The sequence below is a fragment of the Zavarzinella formosa DSM 19928 genome (assembly GCF_000255705.1).
Lineage (GTDB): Bacteria > Planctomycetota > Planctomycetia > Gemmatales > Gemmataceae > Zavarzinella > Zavarzinella formosa.
The window spans coordinates 395,963-420,557 of the sequence record NZ_JH636440.1; the positions used below are offsets into that span (position 1 = coordinate 395,963).

The window sequence follows — 24,595 nt, forward strand, 5'->3', positions numbered from 1 at the left end:
TGGCAGATCGAACTGTTCTTCAAGGAGTTGAAAAGCACATTGGGCTTCGCCCAATGCCGCCTGCGCCGGTTCGAGGCGACGGAGGGATGGCTGGAGCTGGTCCTGGTGACGTTCCTGTGGCTGGAGTGGCATCGGGCGAGGCAACTGGCCAAGTCCGGCCTGACGACGAAGCAGAAAGAGCGCTGGCGACACCAGCGAACCCACGGCCTCTGCCTGGCGGTCCGCCGCCACAGCGAACAGGCCGACTTGGAATACCTGGCCCGCGCCATGCAAACACCCGGCGGAATCCGGCGTTTGCGACGAAAACTCCGGCAGGCCATCCCGGCCGAGTTTCGCACCGCCGGATAAAAAGCGCAACTTCAAAACGCGCCAGCGAGGGTACCGCGACTTCCAGTGGTTCAACGATTACCTGACGGGCGTTGTTGATCGCAAGGACTCAACATTTACGGAGGTTGGCCCCTCATTCCTCCTCAACGCATTTTGGGGTTTTTCTAAAGCCCATTTCAGACCTGATTTCGACTCAAAATATCACGACTTTTGGCGAAAAACCGATCCAAAATGTGTTCAAAATGGTCTCCAAACCACCCTTTTCGACCACTATTTTCTCGTTTTCAGCCCAAAACTGGTCATTTTCCGGCCCAAAACTGGACACCACCCACGCGAATTCCCCGGTGATTACACCCAGGCGCCCAAATGATTTTGGCATAATCCGGCCTGTCTTCGCGGAATCCGGACTTTGTTGGCCCATTTTCAAAAAAGATAAATTCACTATAATTTGCCTTGTCAAGAATAAACGGATACGTCGTTTCCAGAAAATCAACGTACCTGAATTATGTAACTGCGAAACTGTCACCAACGCCGCGAGAGATGAGCAATGAAACTAATAATCGGGCAACTTTTGATGACAGCATATTTGTGCGGCGCCTGCCTGTCGTCATTGTCGGGCCAAGAACCCCGATTGCGCGACACCCTCAAGGATCACACCAACGAGGTTTCGTCCTTGGTGTTTAGCCCGGATGGCAAAACATTGGCCTCGGCCAGTTTCGATCAGACGCTCAAGTTATGGGACGCGCAAACCGGCAAGGTACGGACCACGCTCCGAGGCCACACCAGCTACGCTTACTCCGTGGCTTTCAGCCCGGATGGCCGGACACTCGCCTCGGGCGGTGAAAAAATCAGGCTATGGGATGTCCAGACAGGCAAGATGCGGATCGTTCTCGCGGGCCACGCTTTGCAAGCAAACTCCGTGGCCTATAGCCCGGACGGCAAAACACTCGCTTCCGGAAGCGGCGACCGATCAATCAAACTATGGGACATCCCGACGGGCAAAGAACTGGCCACGCTGAGGCACCGAGATTGGGTGTGGTTCGTGGTCTTCAGCCCGGACGGCAAGACGCTCGCTTCGGGAAGTTCGGACAAAAGTATCAAGCTTTGGGACACGGCCACCGGCAAAGAACTGGCCACCCTCAACGACCAAACCGACACCGTATTCTTTGTGGCCTACAGCCCGGACGGCAAGACCATCGCCTCGGCAAGCGGCGACAAGACCATCAGGCTGCACGACGCGCAAACCGGCAAACTGCGAGGCATCCTGACGGGCCATAAAGAATGGGTGCGTTCCGTGGCTTATAGTCCCGATGGCAAGACACTCGCCTCGGCAAGCAATGACAAGAGCATCAAGCTATGGGATGTGGCCACCGGCAAGGAACGAGCCACCCTCAACGGCCACACCGAGGGGGTGGCCGTCATCGCTTACAGCCCGGACGGCAAAACGCTGGCCTCGGGCAGCAAAGACAAAACCATCATTTTGTGGGATCTGACCGATGACAAAAAAACGGACAATAAGTGACCGGAAAAGATGAATTCGCCATCCAGTCCGACTTGTTTCTGCTCATACCATTCCGCGGCAAGAGCAAGTTCTTCTTCGGCGACTGGACGCAGGTTCAGCGTCAGACTCATGATTTCAACCGGGCCAGGATCCGAAGCTTGGCCTCCTCCCAAGAAACGACGTCGTCGGGATTTGCATCATCCTCCGCGATTCGTTTGTCCAGTTCGGCCCGTTGAGTATCAGTCAGCAGCGATTCGCTGGCGTCCGTGGCAATGCTGTCCCAAATGGCTTGGACCGGCGACACCCGTTCGTCGCGACTCATTCGGGTAATTCCCAATGATTCCAATGTTGGCGGCATCATACCTCCTTGATCGCTTTCAGTTCATTCAAATAACCACAACCAAGCCCGTTGTCAGTCCTTGCTCATTTCCACCTGCCATGCCGACAACAATTCATCCCACGAGTCGGCCAAGAACAACAGAGACAACAGACGCTCAACAAACCTCGGCTCCAAAATCGTGGACAATGTGACGACGATCTCCGGATCCGGCGGACCAAATCGCCCTGTTGCCCGTCGCATGAGCCTCCGCATTAATCGATCTGCCTGTATCCGAGGCTCCCGCAACTTCGGTGGGTTCTGAACACGTTTGGGACGGTTATCTGGTGTCGCATTTCGAGGCCGTCTGGCGATTGAAGCATCGGCTGATGTGAACCAAAGCAAATGGCCGCAACTCGGACACGGGGCGTCGGGAGTCAGGCAGGACGGTTCGATCCGACATTGATGGCCACACAGCGGGCAGCGATTGGGATCGCCTTCGGGTGTGCGAGAGGAGATAATCATTCATACCTCTCCTCATGACCAGCCCCACGGCATTTCTGACCTCTTGGTCAACGTTCCTGAATGGACATCCATTTCCGCCCTTTTCGCTTGCCACCATCCGGACGCGGGGACATAATCGCCCCGTCACCATGCTCGCGTGAACGAGGTAACCAAGCCTCTTCATTTGTCCAAAAGAGAAAGACAATCCATGAAGCGTTATTGTGCGGTGGTCATCGTGTGTTTGATTGGCGGCCTGAACGTTCGGGCGGATGAGGCCCCGAAGTCGGCCGAGGTGAAAAAACTGGCCGCCGCCATGATTGAGGCCACCAAGAAAGGCGACTATGCCAAGGTGATTGACCACACCTATCCGGCGGTCGTTGAAATGCTCGGGGGGCGCCAAAAGGCGATCAACAACACTGAAACGGCAATGAAGACAATCAAAGCGCAAGGGTTGGAAATCAAAAACGCGTCATCCGGCGATCCGGGGGAGTTTTACACCGAAGGCAAAAACACCTTCGTCATCATCCCGACGAAAATGGAACTGACGTTTCCCATGGGAATCATCCGGACGAAATCATACCTTCTCGGCATTTCGCCCGACGATGGCAAAACTTGGACATTCTTGGACGGTTCCGGCTTGCAAAATCTGGCTATTCGGGACAAGGTTCTCCCGAAAATGCCCGAGAAACTCAAACTGCCTGAGAACGAAAAACCGGAAATTGTGAAGGATTAATCCGGTTCGCACACATCCGCTCTTTCGGCTTGTCACAATCGGAACACCCGGTCATAATCGCCCCCCTCACCTATCCCTCGCAGGTGCCGTTGTTGACCGGGAATTAATGGGAAGACAATCCATGATCCGCTATTGTGTCGTGGCCATCGTGTGCGTCATCGGGAGTTTGAATCTTCGGGCCGACGAAACCTCGAACGCGGCCGAAGCGAAAAAACTCGCCTCGCTCCTGGCGGAAGCCACCAAAGCCGGCGACTACGCCAAAGTGATCGACCACACCTACCCGGCGGCCGTCGAATTCGCCGGCGGGCGGGAAAAGGCGATCAGCCTCATTGAGGCCGCCATGAAGAAAGTGAAAGAGGACGGGATTGTCATCAAAGAAATCTCCGTCGGCGAACCGGGAGAATTCTTTACCGAAGGCAAAAACACGTTCTTCGTGATCCCGCTGAAAACGGTGATGACCGTTCCGGCCGGAACAGTCCGATCCAAATCTTATCTTCTCGGCATCTCCCCCGACGATGGCAAAACTTGGACATTCATGGATGGCGTCGGCTTGCAGAACCCGCTCATTTGGGACAAGGTTCTCCCGAAAATGCCCGAAAAACTCCAACTGCCGGTGAGAGAGAAACCGGAGTTTACGAAGGATAAATGACGGCTCACTTCTATTCAGTCTTCGTTCGCGCGGATGCCTGACTCTTCCTGATAAAATGCCCCGGTGATCTACCTCGATTCCCACGCGACGACACCGATGCTTCCCGAAGTGTGGGAGGCGATGCGGCCTTTTGCCTTGGAGCAATTCGGCAATCCTTCCAGTGTCCACGGAGTCGGCCGCAAAGCGCGGGCGGCCTTGGGGGATGCGCGGGAACAAATCGCCAGCTTGCTTTCGGCTCACCCCGATGAAGTGATCTTCACCAGCGGGGCCACGGAGGCGAACAACCTCGCCGTCTTCGGGCTGGCCGGATCGCCGCCGGGGCATGTGGTTTCCAGCCCGATTGAACATCCGTGCGTCGCCGAGCCGGTGCGGCAACTCGCGGCCCGTGGATTCACGGTGGAATATGTCTCTGTTGATTCCCGCGGGGTGGTGAGAATCGACCGTTACCGAGAGTTATTACGGCCGGACACCCGGCTGGCCGTTGTGATGCTGGTCAACCATGAGACGGGTTCCGTACAGCCCGTGCGAGAATTGGCCGGATTGGGTAACGTCCCCTTTCATTGCGATGCGGCCCAAGCGGTTGGGAAGTTTCCCGTGGACTTCCGCAACCTCGGCGTCACCACGCTCAGTTTCAGCGCCCATAAGTTCGGCGGGCCAAAGGGCATCGGCGGCCTGATTGTGAAGCGAGCCGGGAAACTGGTTCCGCAACTCTTCGGGGGCCATCAACAAAACAACCGCCGACCGGGAACTGAAAGCGTCATGCTGGCCGTCGGAATGGCCACCGCTTTGAAACTGGCCACGGAGAGAATGGCCGTCAACCGGGAACACGTCGGCCGATTGCGAACGCTCTTTCGGGAACGATTGCAAACACTCGCTTCGCCGGTCGTTATCAACAGCCCGGAGGACGGGTCGCCGTTTGTGTTGAACGTCGCTTTTCCGGGGTGCCGGGCCGAGTTGCTTCTGATGATGCTGGATCTCGCGGGCATCGCTTGCTCCACCGGCTCGGCCTGTTCCAGCGGGTCGTTGCTCCCCTCCCCCGTTTTGAGCGCGATGGGTGTTCCCGCGACAGTGCTGGATAGCGCGATGCGGTTCAGTTTTGGCCCGAGTTTGACAGAGGAGGACATCCGCGCGGCGGCCGAGAAAATCGCCACGGCGGCCACCCGTTCGCGATAATCGGCACACTCGACCCAAAACCCGGATCTTTCCAGGTTCCGATAACATCTTGCAAAAGCAGATGTTGCGCCTGAGATTTAGAATCAACGGCATGGAAGCCGCCGCTGACATGCTGCCGGAACATCGCCCTGCGTGGCATGCGCTACGGCGGCTGACGGCCGGCATCCAGCGAGGTTCCGGACATGTGCCGATCGTGCTTCACGGGGCCACCGGCACGGGCAAAACGCACCTGTTGAACCGCCTTGTTGATCGACTGACCGCGAAAAGCGGAAAGTCAGCCGTCACGGAAGCAGCCGCTGAACTGGGACGCGAATTGTTGCTGCCCACGGTCGAACGCCGGGCGCAAGTGCGGGAACTGCTGCACGCCGATCTGCTGATCGTCGAAGACTTGCAACATTTCCCCCCGGCCGCGTCGGATGAACTAGCCTATATCGTCGATCATCGGCAGGCCCGGCGAAAGGCGAACATCATCACATCCAACGCCGGCCCGGCCGAGTGGAAGGTGTCGCCCCGGTTGGGCAGTCGTCTGGTCGGCGGACTGGTGGTCGGTATCCCGGCCCTCAGCGTGGACAGTCGCCGGGGAGTGGCGACGGCGATATGCAACGAGCGGAAGCTCCATGTCGCCCCCGAAGTCCTTGACTGGCTAACCCGGCACGGCGGCGGCCTCCGGCCAATGCTCGGGGACATTACCCGGCTGGAAGCACTGGCTAGAATTACCCCCGGAACACTGACCTTGCCGGTGGTGCTGGATGCGCTGACGGAACCCGTGGCCGACGAACCCGTCTTGCTCGACCGGCTGACAGCCAAAATCGAGCAAAAGTTCAGCGTCTCGCGGAAGATGCTTTTGGGGCCGTCCCGCCTTAAAAACGTGGCTTGGCCCCGGCAACTGGCGATGTATCTGGCACGCGAAGCCGGGCTATCCCTCGCGGACATCGGGGCGTATTTCGGCAACCGGGACCATACCACCGTCCGGCATGGCGTCGAAAAGGTTCGCAATGAGCTGGCGAACGACGGGGGCTTGCGGGAATGGCTGGCGGCGGCGGGGAAGGCTGTTTAGCCAAAGGCAACCTAACCCCCCGTCCCCCTTCCCTAAGAAGGAAGGGGGAGCAAGAGAGTGACAGTCACCGCCCGAAATGACGGTAACAAAGGGCTTCGATATTTGCCCACTTGCTCCCCCTTCCTTCTTAGGGAAGGGGGACGGGGGGTTAGGTTACCTTTGGCCTGAGCGCACGGTACTTCGGGCAAGACATCTTACTTCTGGGGATAACTTGGCGCGCACTTGGCGCGCGAGTGTCGTTCGGGTGGCGCGCAACGGTCGATTTGGGTAACCGCGAAAAAGGACCATCAAGTGCGCGTCAAAGAGAAACAACGGCGCGCCAAGTGCGCGTCAAGTTATCCCCATCGGTTAAATTGATCGTAAGTGCCTGATATTACTGGGGATCGGCTGCCGAAGCATTGAGAATTGAGCGGAAAAGGCCGACACTAAACTACTTCAACTTTGGATATGTAAAGATGTTGTTCTTCTTTAAAGAAGAGGGAAACCCAAAACCCCTTCGAGGAAGAAAACAACACATGCAATGGAGAACGGTGACATGATCGTGACTTGCCAGCGGGACAGCCTGTTAAATGCCTGTCAGATCGTCAGTGCGGCCGTTCCCTCCCGGACGCCGATGCCGGTGTATCAGAGCATCAAGGCCATCGCCGAGGCCGATAGCCTCACTCTGTTGGCCACCGACCTCGATGTGGGCATCCGGTACGAATTAAGGGGCTTGCTGATCGAAGAACCGGGTCAGGCCATCTGGCCGGTCTCCCGGCTCATCTCCATCCTCCGGGAAACGTCCGACAGCGAAGTGCGACTGGATTCCGATTCCCGACGCACGCACGTTCATACGTCGGCCAGCGATTACGAGATGCCGGTGGAAGACCCGGCGTCTTTTGCCGATTTTGCCGAAAAGACCGACGACCAGTATTTCGAGATGGCCGCCGGGGATCTCCAGCGAATGATTCGCCGCACGGTGTTTGCCGCCGCCCGCGACGAGGGCAAATACGCCATGCGCGGCGTTCTGTGGGACATGGAGGAGAAACTGACCCGTCTGGTCGCCACCGACGGCAAGCGGCTGGCTGTCGCCACCCTGCCATCCGTTGCCCAGAACATGACGGAGTTGAAGGCCCAATCGCACAACGTCTCTATTAAGGCCATGCAATTGTTGGAGCGAATTTTGGCCGACGGCGATGCCGGGCAACCCGTGCAAGTGACGCTGCGAACCAACGATGCCATCTTCCGCACCGACAAAGCGGTGATCTACAGCCGCCTCGTCGAGGGGAACTTCCCCCCCTATCGCACGGTGATCCCCAAAAAGCACAACGCCCGCATCCCGGTAATCACCGGCGAATTCCTCTCGGCCGTCCGTCAGGCCGCGATCATGACAGACGATGAGAGCAAGCGCATCACCTTCGCCTTCACCCCCGGCAAAGTGACCTTGGAAGCCCAAGGCTCCACCACCGGAAAATCCAAAGTGGTGATGAAGCTTCCCGACTTCCCCGGCCCGGCCATCACCATCAGCTTCGACCCCGCCTATCTGACCGAATACCTCCGCGTCCTCGACGGCGCCGAAGTGATCCAACTGGATTTGGTGGACGGCCAAAAATCAGCCGTGTTCCGCAACGGGGAAGACTACTTGTATCTGGTGGTGCCGTTGGTATAAGCGATTGACGCAAGCGAACAGGATTTCGGATAGAATTTGGTCATGGATGCCGAATCAAATTCCTTCGCAGTCTGCATACAAGCTTCCGAGAAAGAAGACTTGGAAGCTTGGAAAGTGTATCGCGTGATTCCAGATGCGAAGGCCGACGAAGCCAAATGCCTTCGGGTGGTTGATGAATCCGGGGAAGATTACCTGTATCCTGCCGCCCGGTTTTTGGTTCTTCCCCTGCCGGATGCGATGAAGGAACAATTGCTTGCCATTGCTGGCGGGCGTTGATACGAGAGGAATCCGCTTGCCACCCAAAAACACCAGTGAGAAGAAAGGGCCGGAGCTGATCGGCGAAGTCGTCAGTCGGCTCTTTGCCGCCCGGGGTTGGGGGCGGCAGCAGGATCGCATTCGGCTGGAACAGGCGTGGGAACAGGTCGTTGGCCCGCAACATGCCCCGCACACCCGTCTTGGCGGCCTCAAGCGGAAGATTCTCGAAGTCGATGTCAAAGGGGCCGTGCTTCTTCAAGAACTGACTCAATTCCACAAAAAGCGCATCCTCGAACAACTCCGCAAGATCCTGACCGGTGTTCCCATCACTGACATCCGGTTTCGGGCGGGGACTTGGTGAGTCGAATTAGCGATCACCCGAGCCGCCAGTCAATCTCCGGTTGTCCCCATGCCGTCAGTTGGGCGTTGATCTTGGAATAGGGCTTGCTGCCGAAGAAGCCGTTTTTGGCGGAGAGGGGCGAGGGGTGGGCTGATTGGATTACCGCGTGGCGGGTGGTGTCGATCAGCTTGGTCTTCTTTTGGGCGTAGGCCCCCCACAGCACGAAGATCACCGGGTCGGTTTTCTCGCTCAGCGCGTGGATGACCGTGTCCGTAAACACTTCCCAGCCTTGGCTTTTGTGCGAGTTGGCTTCCCCGGCCCGCACCGTCAGGACGGCGTTGAGCATCATCACCCCCTGTTTGGCCCACGGAACCAGATAACCCGTCTTCGCCGGGGGGATGCCGAGATCGTCGTTAAGTTCTTTGTACATGTTTCTCAGCGATCCGGGGATCGCCACACCCGGCTTGACGGAGAAACTCAGCCCGTGGCCCTGCCCTTTGTTGGGATACGGGTCTTGCCCCAAGATCAGTACGCGCACTTTTTCCGGCGGGGTCAGCTCAAAAGCCGTGAACACTTCGTCGTTCGGCGGGTAGATTTCATGCTCATTCCGCTCGGCGGCAACGAAGTCTTGCAGCGTCTTCCAATAGGGCTTTTTGAGTTCGTCCGCGAGGACGGTTTGCCAGGCGTCGGGCAACATGGGTGAGTCATCCGGGGGAGAAAGTGTGCGTGGAATAGTTTATCAAAGGGTTTCATCGTGTAACCGGAGATATTCCCAAACCAACAAGAGCCCTGCTGCGTGAGCGGCGGGGGTTTCACCCGTTTGAAACAACCCTCACCGCTCACGCAGTGAGGCTCTTGAGATTTTTGACGAAGGCTTTGATGGTTTCGGGGATTGTTCGCTTGTTCCATTCCGAATTCCTCATTCCAACTTCCTCATTTCTTGACATCCCCTGTCCGGTGGGTAAACCCTTACCGAAGGCCGAACCGGAACTCTTCCATACCACGGGGGCGTCATGTCCGAACTGGATACCGTCGAACTGCTTGGCTTCAACATGAAGCTGATCGGCAAGAAGTCCAAAAAGACCGTGCTGGTCTCCGCCGGGAAACTTGCGGACAAGGACCGCATGTTCCCGGCCCTCCAGCGTCTCGCCAAGCTCAACGTGGATCTGTTCGCCACGCCGGGCACCTATCGCTATCTCGCCCAAAAAGGGATCGGCAACCACGAACTCTACAAGATCACGGACAAGCGCGAACCGAACATCAAGACGTTCCTCGGCGAGAATCGGCTTGATCTCATCATCAACGTGCTGACCGGGGATAACAGTTACGATGAGTCTTCGGACAGCAATCTGATTCGCTCGCTGGCCATCGAGAACGGCATCCCGCTCATCACGGATGTGGATGTCGCCATCCAGACCATCGAACAGATCGTGAAGAAGGATGCCGAGGGCTTTTACAAGTACAAGGTGTCCGAGACGAAACGCCCGTGGGACATGCAGGCCGAGTTTCAACGCCTGGTCGCCGAGAACGGCGGCTATGCCAACTACCATGCCCACTTCGACAAGGCGTACCTGATCTCCTTGGAAAACCTTCGCCTCAGCATGGTGGACATGCAGAAGAAGTGGGCGTTGTATAAGCACTTAAAAGAAAACTACACGAAGGAAGACCTGATTGAGCGGATCGGCCGCGGCGTGCAGAAGATGATCGACCAGAAGGTGACTTACTGCCGCACGCTGGTGGACGCGGACAGCACCATTCGCACGCTGGCCGTCGAGGCCGCGCTGGAAGTGAAGAAGAAGTTCAAAAGCCAGATCCACTTCGAGATCGGCGTGCAACCGTTGCAAGGCGTGTTGGACGAGGAATCCCGCGAGCAGTTCGAGAAAGCCTGTTCGATGGCCGACCTCGTTGGCGGGCTTCCCTCCAAAGATCGCCCCACGCCGGAAAAGCACATCGACATCATCATGAGGATTGCCAAGGAGCAGAACAAACGGCTCGATGTCCACGTGGACCAAGAGAACAACCCGTTCGAGAGCGAAACGGAAATGTTGGCCCGCAAAACCATCGAACACGGCATGGAAGGCCGCGTCTCGGCGGTGCATGCCATCTCATTGGCCGCCAAACCGGCGATGGAGCAGGACCGGATTATCAAACTGTTGAAAGATGCCGGGGTGAGCGTGATCTGCTGCCCCTCGGCCGCCATCAGCATGAGGCAACTGGACATGCAGGCCCCGCTGCACAATTCCATCGCCCCGGTCCCCAAACTGCTCGATGCCGGTGTTCCGGTCTATCTCGGCGTGGACAATGTGTATGACTTGTTTATGCCGCTGGTGGATGCGGATATGTGGTTCGAGAGCCGCCTGCTGATGGAAGCCACCCGTTTCTACGACATCGACCGTGTGGCCAAACTGGCCTCGGACAAGAGCGGCATCGGTGTGCTGGCGAAGGGGTGATGTTTCGCCGAATCACTCCAACGGTCAAGGATCCGGTTTCATCAACCGGGCTTTGGCCGGGTCGTTTTTCCAGCCAAACTTCTTGGCGAACTCCTCCGGTGTGAAAATCTGGTTGCTGCCGTCTTCCAGTTGGGCCACATAGATGATCTGTGACTCAACTCCCTTGGACCCGCGATAGTGCCCGTCCGGGCCGACGCAAAGCCAGTGGTTGTCGGTGAGATGCGGCCAGAGGGTGCCGAGACGATGGTTCCGACGGGTGTCGAAGGCATTGACTCTCGAATAGAAAGAGCCAATAAATCGTCGGGCGTCTGGATGCCATATCGGAGTTTCGCTCAAGTGTTGACCGAGCAATCGGTGTTTCCCGTCTTGAGACGCCAGAAAGTTCCATGAAAACTCTTCCGCACTAAGCAATTGCTCGCCGTCTGGAGCGGCCGCGAGCGAGCGGACTAAATTGCCGTTGGAGAGGTTAATAGGCTTTGAAAGACGGCCGGTTTCGGTGTCGAATTTAGCCGCATAATTGCCGAGTGGGACCCACATATCTCGGTCATCTGCCTGCCATGATGGCGGCGCCCGAAAAGATCCGAAGATTGGCCGGGGAAATTGATCGTAAGATCGTAGCTTTTTTCCCGTTTGCGCATCCCATAAATGCACGGCATCTCCAATAGTTGAGGCAATTTTCTTGCCGTCTGGAGCCCATGTGAATCCTAGCCTTGTTTCAGTGATATTTGCCGGGATGGCATGTTCCAAAGTGAACGCTAATTTTCCGTTATTGACATTCCAACCAATTATCTTCTGGCCGGATAATGCCGCCAAATTTTGGCCGGTCGGATCGGCTTGCCAACTATGCGTTTGAGACGGCAGGGTCAATTGGATGTTCTTGCCGTTGTCATGGATGATCGTCGCCGTATTCTCGCCGGTGGCATAGGCTAGCCATTGACCTCGCGGATCAGAGGCGATCAATTTTCCGACAGGAGCCTTGGGTTCGGCCAACAAATCGCCTGTGTTACCATCAAAAATTCGGTTGAAATCCCAATCGGATGATTTTGAAATCCACCTATTCGAAACCTGCGAAAAATAACCTTCTGGCGAGCCAAAGTGCCCTTTGTCGGGTCCCAGTCGCATCGGTTTTCCAGTTCCGATATCAAAGAGGTGCGTTCCCCATCCATATAAAACGCCCGCCAAGTGCTTTCCATTCGGTGACCATGCGAGGCCCGCTATCCCTTGGGGGTCGGTTCGGAGAATTGCCTTGCCTGTTTCGATGTCTAGGACTTCAATCCGCTGTCCGGGGTTGTAAATAGCGATCTTCTTGCTATCTGGATGCCAGACAAGATAAAAGGCCGATGCTGATTCGATCGCTTTTACGTGCGCGAGGCTTTTTGCATTCCAGATATGTAATTTGGCATTTGAGGTGGCGGCCAACCAGAGGCCGTCGGGAGAATATGCAACCGTTTTGCTGTTATTGTAACTGTCGAATATTTCAGACAACCCTTTGTCTTCAATCTCTTTCGGAACAACTAATGGCTCACTTCGTGTCCTTGTTTTCAGATTATGAACAATGATTTTATTCTGACTGCGGACGCAGATCAGATCACCATTGGCTGACCAATCCATACGGGCATCCGACCCATCGTAAGACAGTCGACGCATCGCTCCGGTTTGGTAGTCGATCAACTCGACAAAGCCATTCACACCAAGGAGAGCAATTTCCGGCTTTACAGGGGAAAAAACGACAGTGTGCACCCAAGCCATCGCCGGTGTCGCCAGACACATTCGACATGTGTAGTTGGTTGTCTCGAAGAGCCGAACTGTCCCCGCAAATTTGCCACCGGCCACGCGATCACAGACTGCAAGCCACTTGCCATCTGGCGAAAATCCGATCGAACAGATATTTCCTTCAATACCGATAGCCGCTTGTTTGAAATTACCTTGTCGATCCACAAGGAAAACACCGCCACCGCCCCCCGCAATAGCGATCAAATCCTCTTTGGGGTGCCACGTTATGGGGCCTGATGACCATAAACCGGCGAGTTCAATCGACCAGCTTCGCACGCTTGGAACGGTTGCCGGGCGGCTGACCATGGATCGTGGCCCGAGCGGTTGCCCTTTGCGAACCATGATCGGTGTGTCGGATACCTTGTAAGGGTTTCGAATAACCAGCGGTTCCTTCGTCGTCTGCCGCAGGACACGGAAACCGACATGCTGCCAAACCGAGGCATCATCTTCCCACCAATTGGTCAAGCCATATCGAAATGACTCAAGATATCCCAATCCCTTTATGACCTGGCCTCCCAAAACTGGGTTGACGGCTCCGGTCATTTGATCGCGTCCTGATCGAATGCACTGCTCGTGAACGTTTCCGATCACATCATGCAATCCAAAGTCATTGGGCCGTTTCGTTCTCACATTCTGAGGAGATTTGGTGTTTGTCGGCAAAGTCTCTTTGAGCCAAGCGTATGGTTCTATTTCTTCTTTCGATTTTCCGAACGCCCACGCTCCTTCCCTCCCGGCTCTCGCCGCGTATTCCCATTCGGTTTCTGTGGGCAGCCGATAGATTGTCCCCGGTTCCTGGCTGTTGAGCCAATCACAATAAGCTTGGCAATCGGCCAGGCTTAGCATGGCGACGGGAAATTCAGGGCGAGTGGCGTAGCCGGGTTGACGCCACGTCTGCCCGCCTCCATCAAGGATCGCGATGCCTCGTTCGATATCCGTTTTGTAGTTTGTCGCGTCCGCAAATTTTTGGAATTGAGCGAATGTGACTTCGGTTGAACCAAGATAAAAAGGGTTGGTAATTCGGATTTGGGCTTTGGGCCCGCTTGCTGAATCTTCGGTTCCTCTGATGAGCGGAAAGTTTGTCTCAAACTCCCCCGGCGGGATCAGCCGAAACTTCATGCCGATTTTGTTCTCCACTTCAACAGGCTGCCCGATGTGTTTGGCCCATGCTTCCTGATGCTTCTTTGCCTCCTCGGCTGTGAAGGGAACAATGGCCGGGGGCGGGGAGTCTTTTGGCAAGTTCCACGGCATGATCCTGCCGTCTCCTTCGCTTTTGCCCGGCCAGTTGGCCAGCGCGGGATACTCTCGGGCTTTGCCATTCATCAGCACGGAAAAATTGACATCGGGCCGGCGGTTGCGAAACGCACTGGCGCCGGCCGGGGTGATCTTGGAATGGGCCGGCTCCACAAGTTCGAGGTTGAGCGATTTCAGCCGGGGCAGTTTGGCCAACCGGGTGAGCGAGTCATCATCGACGTCTGATGACCCCGTAATGGTGAGTTCTTCCAGTTCCGTCAGGCGAAACACGGGTTCCCATGTGGCGGTTGTTCCCTCGCCGGCCTGGCGATGGCGGATTCGCAGGGAGCGAAGCCGGTCGTTCAGCGGCGACAATTCTCCCAGAAATGCCGCCGAAGGATCGGTGACCGTCAGGCCGGCCAAGTAAGGTTGTTTCAGCAGGGCCCGTGCGTCGGCCGGATCGTTGCGGTTGCCAAGACAATCCACGGTGCTAAGTCTTGGAAGTTTCTCCAAAGGCGACAGCGAACACTTGGGGCATTCCACGGCGCTCAGTTGTCGAAGTTCGTGGCAGTTGTTCACGACCTCGGCCAACCCGGTGGTCGTCATGTCGCCGGGAGCCGTGAGACGCCGCAGCGTCGGGCAATGCCGGGTGTGTTTCAGTCCCTCGTCGGTCACGCCGGTGAAAACCAAGTCGAGTTCCCGCAAGTTTGGACAGGCGGCCAGCGCCTCCAAACCCGTGTCGCCGATCTGGCGACATTCCCGCAGGGACAGAGTTTCCAGTCGGGCGAGGCCGCGCAAGCCTTTCAGGCCCGCATCCGTGATCTTTGTGTTCGCGTCACAAGTCAGCGTGTCGAGACGCGGGCGGTCCCGGAGGAGGGCCAGCGCTTCGTCTCCCGAATCGGTCAGCAAGGCCTTGGTGATGTAAAACGGCTTGTCTGGCAGCTTGGCGCCGGGATAGACCGCGCCGACTTGGGCGAAGACCCCTTCAGGGCCTTCTAAAGTGATTCCGCGCACATTTAAGGCCAGCAATTGCTCGGCCGCCTTCCGTTCGGCGGCATGATCGATCTTGTCCTTGTCGGCGACGGGCGCCGGGGTCTTGGATTCCTCTTTTGGCAGTGGCATGACAGCCACCGTTTTGCCTTTGTCGTCCACCAACTCGATTTTGGCCGGGTCGGGAACTTTTAATTCCGTGGTCGTGCCGTCTTTGTTTGTCACCCGGATGATGACGTAGCCGCCGCCCGCAAGCAGCAGGAGCAATGGCAGGAAGATCAGCCATGATTTTCGATTTGCCGTCCTCGGCGGGGAAGCATCGGCCTTTCGCGAAGGCCGGGCGGCGATTGTTGACTTGGAAGACGCCAGGGGTTCGCCGTCAATGCTTGCCCACGGATCGGCGACGGGCATAAGTTCAACCATTGGCGCGGGAGCGTCCAGCGTGAGGGAGCCATCCCGTTCCAGTTTCAACAACTCATCGGCGACAGCCTTGGCGGTCGGGGGCCGATGGTCGCGCTGTTTGGCCAGCAGGCGATGAATCAGATCGGCCAGACTGGCCGGGCAGTCGGGACGAAGCTTGGTGATGGGAGTTGGTTCTTTTGTGGCGAGGTTGGTCAGCGTGGCCATCACCGTCGGGCCAATGAACGGGGACTTGCCCGTGATCAGTCGATAAAGCAATACGCCAAGGGAGAACAAATCGCATCGGTGGTCGATGGTTTCGCCGTTGGCCTGTTCCGGGGCCATGTAGGCGGGTGTGCCCAGGAGCGCGCCGCTGCCGGTCACTTCCGCATCAGCCTCCACTTGGCGGGCCAGGCCGAAATCCAGCAATTTGACTTTGTCCTCCGGGGCCTCCAGCCAGATGTTGGCCGGCTTAATGTCGCGGTGGATCAGCTTTTTCGCATGGGCCGCCGACAAGCCCAACGCGATCTCCCGGCCGATGCGCTCGACCGACTTCCAATCAAAGGTCCGGCTCGCCTTGATCGCGTCATCCAAGGTTTCGCCTTCCAGCAGTTCCATCGCCAGCCAGGTCGTTCCGTCGGGTTCCTCGCTGGCGGCGAAAATGGTGGCGACATGCTCATGTTTGACGGCCGCCATCGCCTTGGCTTCACGCAAAAAGCGGGCGCGGGCCAGCGGTTGGGCGGCAATCTCGGGCCGCATCACCTTGACCGCCACCGCGCGGTCAAGTCGGGGGTCCGTCCCCAGATAAACGGTCCCCATTCCCCCTTCGCCAAGTTGTTTTTGAATCACATATGCCCCCAGCTTCACGGGAATCGGGGCGGGTGTTGCGTTCGCGGAAACCGGCATGAATGTGGCGGTTCCATCCCGGCTGAGAGTGATGGCCTGCAAGACTTGCATCAGCCCCGGCAATAATTGCGGGGCGTCGTGGCAAAAGTCTTCCGGTGTCAGTTTGGGATCGGCCGTGCGCGCGGTCAGAAATTTTTGCACGGCCTGTTCGAGGGTGTCACTGGGCTTCATGGATCGAGTCTCCCCGGTCGAGACATGCTACCAAAGAGATTTGGCAAAAGGGAGTCAAAAAGAGGAGGTTGCGACAGAGGTGGTCAAACAAAAACACCCACCAAGGATGTCCTTGATGGGTGTCGCATTTCATGGCGGCGGACGAGTAAATTTACTCGGCCTTCTTCTTCTTGCCTTCGCCCTTCACGCCGACGACCTTTTCGCCTTCGACGGTCAGGGTGACTTTGTCGCCTTCCTTGCGGCGCTTCAGGGTGTCGACGACCGACACTTCCTTTTCTTCGTCTTTGATCTTGATCTTGATCTTCTTGGCGGTGTCGATCTTGTAGGTCTTTTCCTTGTCGTCGATCTTGACGGTGATCGAGTCCGCGTCGGACTTGACGAACACGGCCTTGATTTCTTCGGCGAAGATCGAGCCGACGGCCAACACCACGGCCAGGGAGGCCGCCATGAACTTACGAATCATCTGTGCAAACTCCTGTTTCGTTGATGCAACATTGCCCGGTAACCGGAGAGGTGAACCCGGGGTAAGTGGGTCCGTTCCCCAAGGCGAAACCAATCGCCATCGGGCCGGGTCATGTTATAATCAACACACGCGGGGCCAATAAGTCTCGTTCATGAATTATTTCTCACATCTCACGCGGACCCTGCGGAGGAACCGATGGCCGCACGCTTTTTGAGTCTCGGTTTGCTCGCCTTTTCGCTGGTTTCCCTTGGTTTGGCGGTCGCGCAGCCTCCCCGCAAAGAGGAAGAAGAGGAACCCGCCGCCAAGGCCCGGCCGGTGGTGCCCGTTCCCGTTGTGGAACCGGCGAAAAAGGACGTTCCCCCGCCGGCCGACGGGCCGGATCTGGATGTGGAAAGCCTCGCAAAAGAGGCTGTAAAAGCCCCTTTTGTGGCCGCAAAAGACTTTTTGAAGGGCATCGCCATCCCTTATGACCGGCTCGTCGGCGAGTTCGCCGGGGGCACGGTTTGGAAGATCGAATTGCTGCCAAATCGGGAATTTCCCGAGAGTGAAATAACGGTGAAGATTCTGGACCGGTCGCTTTCCGTGGGCACCGAGAAGAAACTTGCCACGGGATCGGGCTTCAAGTACACACCCTACGAGCTGATTATTTTGGAGCGGGCGGACGACTTCGTCAAATCCGAGCCGGTCGGGAAGATGACCAAGGCCGACCAGTTCGACTACGCGGCCAAGGCGGCCGCCTGCGGATTGCGGTTCCATATTCTCGCGGTGAACAACAACAAGCGGGTTGGCAAGGAATGGGGAGAGGTCGAAAAGAAACTGCGGGACCGCTTGCTGAAATACCAACGGGACCGCTTTCAGGCGCTCATCAAGCAGGAAGAATTCGACAAGGCCGATGAACTGGGCCTGAGACTCCTGAACAAAAACCCGGAGAACAACGATGTTTTGCGAGATGTGTATCGGCTGCAATTGCTGCGAACCGAGCGAGGCATCAAATCCCCGACCGACGCGGACTTGCTTCGACTCCGCGAATCCTTGCTGGCCTATGAACGTTTGCCGGGGTTGAAGGATCAGGATCTCGTCACCGTCTCGAAACGTCGTTTGCGGGACCGGGCGACGATGTTGGTGAACCAGGCCAAAGACCTCGACAACGGCAAACAGTCGGCGGCCGCCTTGGGAAAACTCCGGCAGGCCGAGACGTTTGACCCGGATTTGCCCGGCATTGCGGAAGTGCGTAATCGATTGCGGGGAAAGGTGTTATATGTCGGGGTTGCCCGGTTGCCGGAGCGGATGTCCCCGGCGGCGGCCACGCTCGACAGCGAGAAATGGGCCGTCGAATTGATGTTCGAGAGTTTGGTGCAGGCCATCCCGGATCCGGAGATGATTCGCTATCGCCCGCAATTGGCCGAGGCTCTGCCGATGGTGACGCCGCTGGCCCGGTCGTTTGTGCTTCCCAAAAATGTCCGATTCGGGAACGATGGCGGCGAAGTTCTTGATGCCACCGATGTCCGGGCGACGCTGATGCTCAATCGCAAGCCCGCCCGCGAGGGAGAGGCCGGTTATCGCCATCGTTGGGGGGCGGACGGCTTGGAAATCTTCCGCGAGATTGACCGCATCGACGACCCCTTCCGGCTCCGGCTGACTTACGAACAAGGTGTGCTGGAACCCCTGAGCCGGGCGACGTTTAAGATCATCCCCGCCCGGTATCTTCAAGAACTCGGCAAGAACGCGGACGACGACGGTTTCGCCCGCAAGCCCTTCGGCACGGGGCCGTACCGCTATGAGGGCCGCGAACGCGAGGCCGGAACCGACCGGGAATGCGCGGTCTTTCGCGTGAACCCGTATTACAGCCAGCGGGAGGGGAAGTTCGGCCTGCCATCGATTCGGGAGATTCGCTTTTTCGTCCCCAATCAATCGACGGTCACCACGGACGTGACGGCCGGGCAACTGCACCTTTACCCCGACCTGCCGCTGGACATGGTGAGCCGATTCCGCACCGAGGAGGCCATCAAGGACACCGTGCGGGTGTATCCGATGCCGAACAACCGACGCATCCATTTGCTGGCGATTAATCACCGTCAGCCGACGCTTCAGAACGAGAAATTCCGACAGGGCCTCTCGGCGGCCATCAACCGGGACGCCATCCTGCGGGATCTGTTCCGCATCGCCGACGACAAGTCGCATCAACCCCTCGCCGGCCCGTTCCCGGTGAAAAGCTGGGCCACCCCGTTGAGCGCGAGAGAGGTTCCATTGTTCAAGCCGGGAGCCGGCGGCCTGCTTGCAGAGGGGCAATTGAAACAGCGGGTAAATTCGCTGCGCCTCTGCTTCGTGAACGATGACCCGAAAAACGGCCAAGTGTGCCAGATCATCAAAGGCCAGATTGAGAAAGCCGCCGGCGGTGACCGCCCTGCCCTGACCATTGACGTGATTCCGATGACGCCGGAGCGTTTCCGCGAAAAGGTGATGCTTGAACACGATTACGATCTGGCCCTGACCACCTTCGACTACCGCGACGAGCTATACTCCCTTTCCGGCCTGCTCGACCCGGACGCGGCCGGCCGCAATGGCCGCAACTACCTCGGCTATCTGGCCAGCGGCACCTATCCGACGGAGGCCGACCGCCGCCTGAAGAAGTGCCTCGACGATATCCGCTCTTACCGCGATTTCAACAACCACGTGCGGGAACTAACGTGGGACGCGCACACCCAAGTGAACCAGCGGGTTCCGTTCATTCCCCTCTGGCAGTTAGACCGCTTCGTGGGCGTGCATCGGGAATTGGAACTGGCGTTTGAAAGCCCGCGCGAGACACTGACGCCGGATCATCTGGACCCGAATGTGATCTTCACGGGGGCCGAGTTTTGGAGGTTGAAGTAGTTTTCAGTGTTGATCAGGCGGCGGTTTGGGCCGTGTCGGCGATGTCTCCTTCCATGTCCATCGCCGACACGGCCACACGGTAATCTGGAAAATTCACAAGCTCAACGGGGCGAAATTGGTCATTCCATCAATCCGTCACTTCGTCCCGTAACAAAACAGATGCTTGTCCCCGCGGATGAACAAATGGCCGTTGGCCACGGCCGGGGAGGCCAGCACTTCTTCGCCGAGGTCGTTCTTGGAGATCAGGTCGAACTTCCCGGCCGCCTTGAACACGAACACCATGCCGTTTTCATTCACCGAGTAAATTGTGTCCCCCACCATCAACGGGGAGGCATACACCTGTCCGCTGCCGCCGAGGCGTTCGCTCCACACTTCCCGGCCGGTCTTGGCTTCCACGCACACGGCGACGTTTTCCTTGTCCGTGATCCAAAATAGCCAGTCTCCCTTGGCAAGCATCATCGGCACATAGGGCGTCCCCTTTTTCTTTTCCCATACCGGCTTTTGGGAGGTGCCGTCGGCCTTCACGGCGACCATGTGCCGGTCCCCGCCGCCGTCCCCGGTGACGGCGAAGATCATGCCGTTGTGCAGCAGCGACCCGCCGACGTTTCGCAATGGCATCTTCGAGGTGAACACCCATTTCCAGTTCCAGTTGGCGTTCCCGTTCTTCGGGTCGTAACTGGTGATTCCGGCCGTGCTGGAGACGATCAATTCTGTCTTCGATTTGGTTTCTGTCAGGAACGGGGTCGCATAACTGGCCCGGAAGGGTGTCCGGCTTTTCTGCCATTTCACATCGCCGGTTTTGACATCATAAGCCACCAGCTCGGCCTGCCCGTCCTGGTCGATATTGAGGATCACGAGATTGCCGTACACCATCGGGGAAAGTCCCGGCCCGTGCTGGCTTTCATATTTGCCGAGATCCTTCGACCAGAGCGGTTTGCCCGTGTAGTCCCACGCCCCGAGGCTGATCTTGCCGCCGTCCCAGAATACCGCATACACCCGTTCGCCATCGGCGGCGGGAGTGGAGGAAGCCAGGCTGTTCTTGGCGTGTGTCTTGGCCGTGTGGCCAGTGATGTCTTGTTTCCACTTCACGGCCCCGGTCTTTTCGTCAAGGGCAATGAGCGACCGCTGGCCGCCGTCGTCGGAGGCGGTTTGCAGGAAGATCAGCCCCTTGGAAATCACCGGGGAGGAAATGCCCCGGCCGGGAATCTCGACCTTCCACGCGAGACTCTTCGCGTCGAGGGCGGTGGGGATGCCGGTTTCGTCCGCGATGCCGAAACCATTCGGCCCCCGGAATCGGGTCCAGTCGGCGGCCGACACGGAAACGGCGGAGATTAGCAGGGTGAAAAGTGCGATCCGGCGGGTTGTCATGTGATTCACGGGAGTGTTGGTCGCGGGCGATCCATGTGAGGCGATTATCGCAGATGGGGCGAAGATGTCACGCGAAAAGATGACGGAGTGGGATGAAGCGATCTCTCGGCGAACCAAAGGCCGCAAGGGCATCGGTTCGCCAAGAAGATAACGAGGATGCTTTTCAAATCGTCGTCGTCACTTCGCCAGTCACCGGGTCTTTCAAGATGTCCGGGATGCTGAGGATGAACCAGTCTTGCCCGGCGCCGCCGGTGAGGGAGTCCTTGGCGCCGGTATCGTTGAACACATTCCCGGTTAGGAACGTTGTCCCGTTCAAGCCGCCGGTCGGGCCGTTCAAGTGGCTGATTCGGGTGGCGTAGTCGCTTGTCGGGCTTGACCATTCCGTGCGGATGTCCGAAATCGAGGCCGGGGCCGAATCGAAACTGGTGAAGCCGGCGACGGCGAGGAGAGCGTCAACGGTGCCGCCGGTCCATATGTCTTTGCCGGAAAGGTTATCAAATGGTCGGCTTCATCTTGCCCAACAAAAACTTTGCGGGACGGTCGATGTCAAAGTTGTCTAGGCCCTCTGGCGTCGTTGCATTCAGTGTCTACACTGGCACTCTGACCGCGAAAAATTCAAAACGGATGAAGAGAATGCCATTTGATGCCGTAAAATCCGGCACACGATCATTCTTTGCATACTCGCAAAATTGTGCTGACCACAGCGTATTATGTCAACCCGAGCGTCTTTGCCATACGGTGCCTGATGGAACTCAGCGAGGCCGACTACAAATCAAGACTGCGGGAATTTCAAGCTGATTTTGATCGCCCGTCGGAGGAAATAGTCCACAAGCACATCCTGACTGGATCGCCTGCCGCACTCACGACCAAGGAATATTTTGATCTCCGCCACATGGTCGCAGTGCATTTCGGTGTGCAACCAGTTGAGGTTGTGCTGGTTGGTTCGTGCCGAATAGGATTTAGTTTGAAGGACAAACCCGAGAAGTCCCGTCCCCGATATAGCATTGTCCGTGCTGATTCAGACCTCGATATTGCTGTTGTTTCAACCGAGTTGTTCGATCAACTTTGGGATGACGTTTTTGCACATTCTCGTGGCAATTCGGCTTTTCGAGCGTCTCCCGAAGCCGAGAGCTTTCGGTCGATGTTGTTTCGAGGCTGGGTAGATCCTCGGGGGATGCCGAGAAGCAGGCGGTTTGAGCGGACTGATGCATGGGTACAGTTCTTTGACCGGTTGAGCAGAGATCGGCGATACGGTAATCGTCGGGCCTCGGCTCGTGTTTACAAAAATTGGTTGCGATTGGCGGCTTATCAGCAAATTGCAGTCGATGAGTGCGTACGATCCAGAAGGAATTAACCCAAATGATACCCCCAATCACGACTTCCAAACATGTCAACGACCTCGTCCGCGATATTGAAGAGGGAAGATTGATTTTGAGACCTCCCTTCCAGCGACGCACCGTGTGGACTCCCGCCGTCAAAGATCATTTCTTGGAAACCGTGTCCCTTGGCCTGCCTTTCCCAGAAATCTTTATTGTCACGGGACATACCGATCCGGCGACGCGGAAGCGAGTGGACCATTTAGTGGATGGTCAGCAACGTCTTTCGACTCTGCGGGAATATCTCGATGGTTCCGATGACATCACCTACGAGAAAGTAAAGCCATACGCAGAACTGGGGCCAGACGAGCAAAAGCGTTTTCTCAGTTATCCGGTGGCGGTCCGTGATTTGCGTGACGTGGACGCCAAAACGGTGGCTGATATTTTCAACCGGATCAACTCTACAGATTACGCCCTAAAAGCCACTGAACGGTTCAATGCTCTTTTCACGGGGGAATTTCGGTCATTCTGCGAAGAATTGGCCGGACACCAGTTTTTCAAAACGCACCGGATATTTTCAGCAACCGACTGGAAGCGAATGGGCGATCTTACTTTCTGCCTCACGCTGGTCACAACTCTTTTGGCTGGCTATTTTCGTCGCGAAGAACTACTTGTCGATTACCTTGGCCGTTTTAACGACAGCTTTCCCGAAAACGAAGATGTACGAAGCCAGCTTGAGACGGCCTTCAGATTTGTTGATGATTGCAAGTTTCCTCCCAAATGTAGGGTGTGGAAGAAAACAGACTTGTTTACATTGCTCGTTGAAGTCTGTTACGTGGTTCGCATGGGCAAGGTAAAATTGGATCCGACGAACGCCGGAATGCGACTCAACGAGTTTTACGCTGCTGTCGACCAACTCTACCAAACCAACCACGATGAAGAAGTTGGCGGGGCACGAAATGTCCCAGCTGAAGTCCTTCGGTACATGAAGGCGGCGACCAAAGCAACCAATGATAAGTACGCGAGGGTGGACCGTGCTGATGTGATTGCACCGCTTCTCATTGGCGAACCAGAACAGCCAAAAGCCCGACGAAGCAAAAAGAAGCCATAAGTCATTCTGAATCCATCAACTCGTTCACCATCTGGCGGCAAAACGGTTCACTAAGATCGATTCCATCGGCCGCCAATCCCCGAGCCGTCGCCACTCTCAAGACTGTGCCGCTGCCTGCAAACGGATCAAGAACGACCTGCTTCTTTTTCACCCCTGATACATCTAGGCATCTCTCCACCAATTCTGGTGGAAACACCGCCGGATGATGCCGGCCGGAACGGGAATGTGACGGGATACACCAAACATCCTCCTCGCCTGCCTTTCGCAACGGTCGGCGATCAAAATTGTAGACGCGGCTTTTGGCGAATATAAAAACTTGCTCATGTGTTCGCCACGGTCGGTCTTTGGCACTCGGTTCAGGGGTGGCATATGTTCGCCGCCAAATCACCGCTGAGCGGAGGATCCACCCTCGGTCGATCATTGCCAAAGCCACGCGCCAAGGCATGCCGAGAAGGGTCTTTTTGGGCACACCCAAGCCACTGGCATCCACTGCCCGAAGTTCATGGTGTCGCCGGCCCGGATGTTTTCGGTCACGGCCTTGGGGACGCCCCTTCCCTGAATAATAAGTGTCACCCAAGTTAAGGAATAATAATCCGCTCGGGCGAAGAACTCGCTTCACCTCGTCCATCACATCAGCAATATTCCGCACATACAGATCAATCTTCGGTTCTCGACCAAGTTGCCCGACCACGCCATAATCGCGAAGCCAAAAATATGGAGGTGAGGTAATGACTGCCGCGTATCGATTCCGGCCCATTTCCTTTAGTGCCAATACGGCATCACCGCAAAAGATCCGCCAAGGGGCGTCGGAGATCGGATGGCGTCCTGTCATAAAGGGAGGGAACAGTCCAGTCTTGACCGTTACCGAATTCGATGGCGTCATATCCTCCCCGCAACGCATTACCACACCACTACTCTAACTGCAATTTGAGGTCGGCGCGATGCACATCTTGAAGCGGGAGTCCACGCGGCACATCTTCTGAATGGCACAACTGACACCATCGATCCCGCTTGTGTTGTCAATCTGCTTGCCCAAATCATCGC

At 56.9% G+C, this 24,595-nt stretch carries 20 protein-coding genes; 12 read left to right on the plus strand and 8 right to left on the minus strand.

Annotated features, from left to right (window positions below):
* The coding region (locus BGIM_RS0112490) for a transposase (RefSeq protein ID WP_029629987.1) at positions 1-348 on the plus strand (348 nt) is incomplete at its 5' end.
* Between the two features lie 553 nt (positions 349-901).
* Complete coding sequence (locus BGIM_RS0112500) at positions 902-1,849, plus strand: WD40 repeat domain-containing protein (protein WP_202947255.1); 948 nt, start codon at positions 902-904, stop codon at positions 1,847-1,849.
* A 106-nt stretch (positions 1,850-1,955) separates the two neighbouring features.
* On the opposite strand, the gene BGIM_RS0112505 is transcribed toward BGIM_RS0112500, so the two are convergent.
* Together BGIM_RS0112505 and BGIM_RS62810 are read right to left on the minus strand one after the other, a co-directional pair.
* On the minus strand, positions 1,956-2,150 hold the full coding sequence (locus BGIM_RS0112505; protein WP_020470109.1) for an addiction module protein: 195 nt from the start codon (positions 2,148-2,150) through the stop codon (positions 1,956-1,958).
* Positions 2,151-2,240: 90 nt separating this feature from the next.
* Positions 2,241-2,408: a hypothetical protein gene (locus BGIM_RS62810; RefSeq protein WP_020470110.1), complete on the minus strand. Its 168-nt coding sequence runs from the start codon at positions 2,406-2,408 to the stop codon at positions 2,241-2,243.
* Positions 2,409-2,856: 448 nt separating this feature from the next.
* Between BGIM_RS62810 and BGIM_RS0112515 the strand changes: the two genes are divergently transcribed.
* The 7 genes from BGIM_RS0112515 (at position 2,857) to BGIM_RS0112545 (ending at position 8,524) form a co-directional block, all read left to right on the plus strand.
* Positions 2,857-3,381, plus strand: coding sequence for a hypothetical protein (locus BGIM_RS0112515; protein WP_020470111.1), 525 nt, complete (start codon positions 2,857-2,859; stop codon positions 3,379-3,381).
* Positions 3,382-3,502: 121 nt separating this feature from the next.
* Positions 3,503-4,030 (plus strand): hypothetical protein, encoded by a 528-nt coding sequence (locus BGIM_RS0112520; protein WP_020470112.1) that lies wholly within the window; start codon positions 3,503-3,505, stop codon positions 4,028-4,030.
* A gap of 63 nt (positions 4,031-4,093) precedes the next feature.
* Positions 4,094-5,203, plus strand: coding sequence for a cysteine desulfurase family protein (locus BGIM_RS0112525; RefSeq protein WP_020470113.1), 1,110 nt, complete (start codon positions 4,094-4,096; stop codon positions 5,201-5,203).
* Positions 5,204-5,294: 91 nt separating this feature from the next.
* Complete coding sequence (locus BGIM_RS0112530; RefSeq protein WP_020470114.1) at positions 5,295-6,260, plus strand: DnaA/Hda family protein; 966 nt, start codon at positions 5,295-5,297, stop codon at positions 6,258-6,260.
* Between the two features lie 535 nt (positions 6,261-6,795).
* A complete protein-coding gene (gene dnaN, locus BGIM_RS0112535) occupies positions 6,796-7,908 on the plus strand; it encodes a DNA polymerase III subunit beta (protein WP_157368927.1) in 1,113 nt (370 codons plus the stop codon).
* A gap of 42 nt (positions 7,909-7,950) precedes the next feature.
* The gene (locus tag BGIM_RS0112540) at positions 7,951-8,184 is read left to right on the plus strand and encodes a hypothetical protein (protein WP_020470116.1); all 234 of its coding nucleotides are present in this window, start codon (positions 7,951-7,953) and stop codon (positions 8,182-8,184) included.
* A 16-nt stretch (positions 8,185-8,200) separates the two neighbouring features.
* On the plus strand, positions 8,201-8,524 hold the full coding sequence (locus BGIM_RS0112545; protein WP_020470117.1) for a DUF721 domain-containing protein: 324 nt from the start codon (positions 8,201-8,203) through the stop codon (positions 8,522-8,524).
* Positions 8,525-8,537: 13 nt separating this feature from the next.
* On the opposite strand, the gene ung is transcribed toward BGIM_RS0112545, so the two are convergent.
* A complete protein-coding gene (ung, locus tag BGIM_RS0112550) occupies positions 8,538-9,200 on the minus strand; it encodes a uracil-DNA glycosylase (protein WP_020470118.1) in 663 nt (220 codons plus the stop codon).
* A 316-nt stretch (positions 9,201-9,516) separates the two neighbouring features.
* On the opposite strand from ung, the gene BGIM_RS0112560 reads away from it, so the two are divergent.
* Positions 9,517-10,953: an amidohydrolase family protein gene (locus tag BGIM_RS0112560; protein WP_020470119.1), complete on the plus strand. Its 1,437-nt coding sequence runs from the start codon at positions 9,517-9,519 to the stop codon at positions 10,951-10,953.
* Between the two features lie 24 nt (positions 10,954-10,977).
* Here the strand turns inward: BGIM_RS0112560 and BGIM_RS57370 are convergent, their stop codons facing one another.
* Together BGIM_RS57370 and BGIM_RS0112570 are read right to left on the minus strand one after the other, a co-directional pair.
* Entirely contained in the window at positions 10,978-16,422 is a 5,445-nt protein-coding gene (locus BGIM_RS57370) for a protein kinase domain-containing protein (RefSeq protein ID WP_020470120.1), read from the minus strand.
* A gap of 151 nt (positions 16,423-16,573) precedes the next feature.
* Positions 16,574-16,885 (minus strand): hypothetical protein, encoded by a 312-nt coding sequence (locus BGIM_RS0112570; protein WP_020470121.1) that lies wholly within the window; start codon positions 16,883-16,885, stop codon positions 16,574-16,576.
* 195 nt (positions 16,886-17,080) lie between these two features.
* Here BGIM_RS0112570 and BGIM_RS0112575 point away from each other — a divergent pair, with 195 nt between their 5' ends.
* On the plus strand, positions 17,081-19,756 hold the full coding sequence (locus BGIM_RS0112575) for an ABC transporter substrate-binding protein (protein WP_020470122.1): 2,676 nt from the start codon (positions 17,081-17,083) through the stop codon (positions 19,754-19,756).
* A gap of 135 nt (positions 19,757-19,891) precedes the next feature.
* Here the strand turns inward: BGIM_RS0112575 and BGIM_RS0112585 are convergent, their stop codons facing one another.
* Both BGIM_RS0112585 and BGIM_RS62815 read right to left on the minus strand, forming a co-directional pair.
* Positions 19,892-21,124: a PQQ-binding-like beta-propeller repeat protein gene (locus BGIM_RS0112585; RefSeq protein ID WP_029629990.1), complete on the minus strand. Its 1,233-nt coding sequence runs from the start codon at positions 21,122-21,124 to the stop codon at positions 19,892-19,894.
* A 163-nt stretch (positions 21,125-21,287) separates the two neighbouring features.
* Positions 21,288-21,461 carry a hypothetical protein gene (locus BGIM_RS62815; RefSeq protein ID WP_020470124.1) on the minus strand — a complete coding sequence of 58 codons (174 nt, stop codon included), beginning with the start codon at positions 21,459-21,461 and terminating at the stop codon, positions 21,288-21,290.
* A gap of 992 nt (positions 21,462-22,453) precedes the next feature.
* On the opposite strand from BGIM_RS62815, the gene BGIM_RS57375 reads away from it, so the two are divergent.
* Positions 22,454-23,551: a DUF262 domain-containing protein gene (locus BGIM_RS57375; protein WP_157368929.1), complete on the plus strand. Its 1,098-nt coding sequence runs from the start codon at positions 22,454-22,456 to the stop codon at positions 23,549-23,551.
* A 1-nt stretch (position 23,552) separates the two neighbouring features.
* On the opposite strand, the gene BGIM_RS50090 is transcribed toward BGIM_RS57375, so the two are convergent.
* Positions 23,553-24,434, minus strand: coding sequence for a DNA-methyltransferase (locus BGIM_RS50090; RefSeq protein ID WP_157368931.1), 882 nt, complete (start codon positions 24,432-24,434; stop codon positions 23,553-23,555).
* Positions 24,435-24,595: the final 161 nt, after the last annotated feature.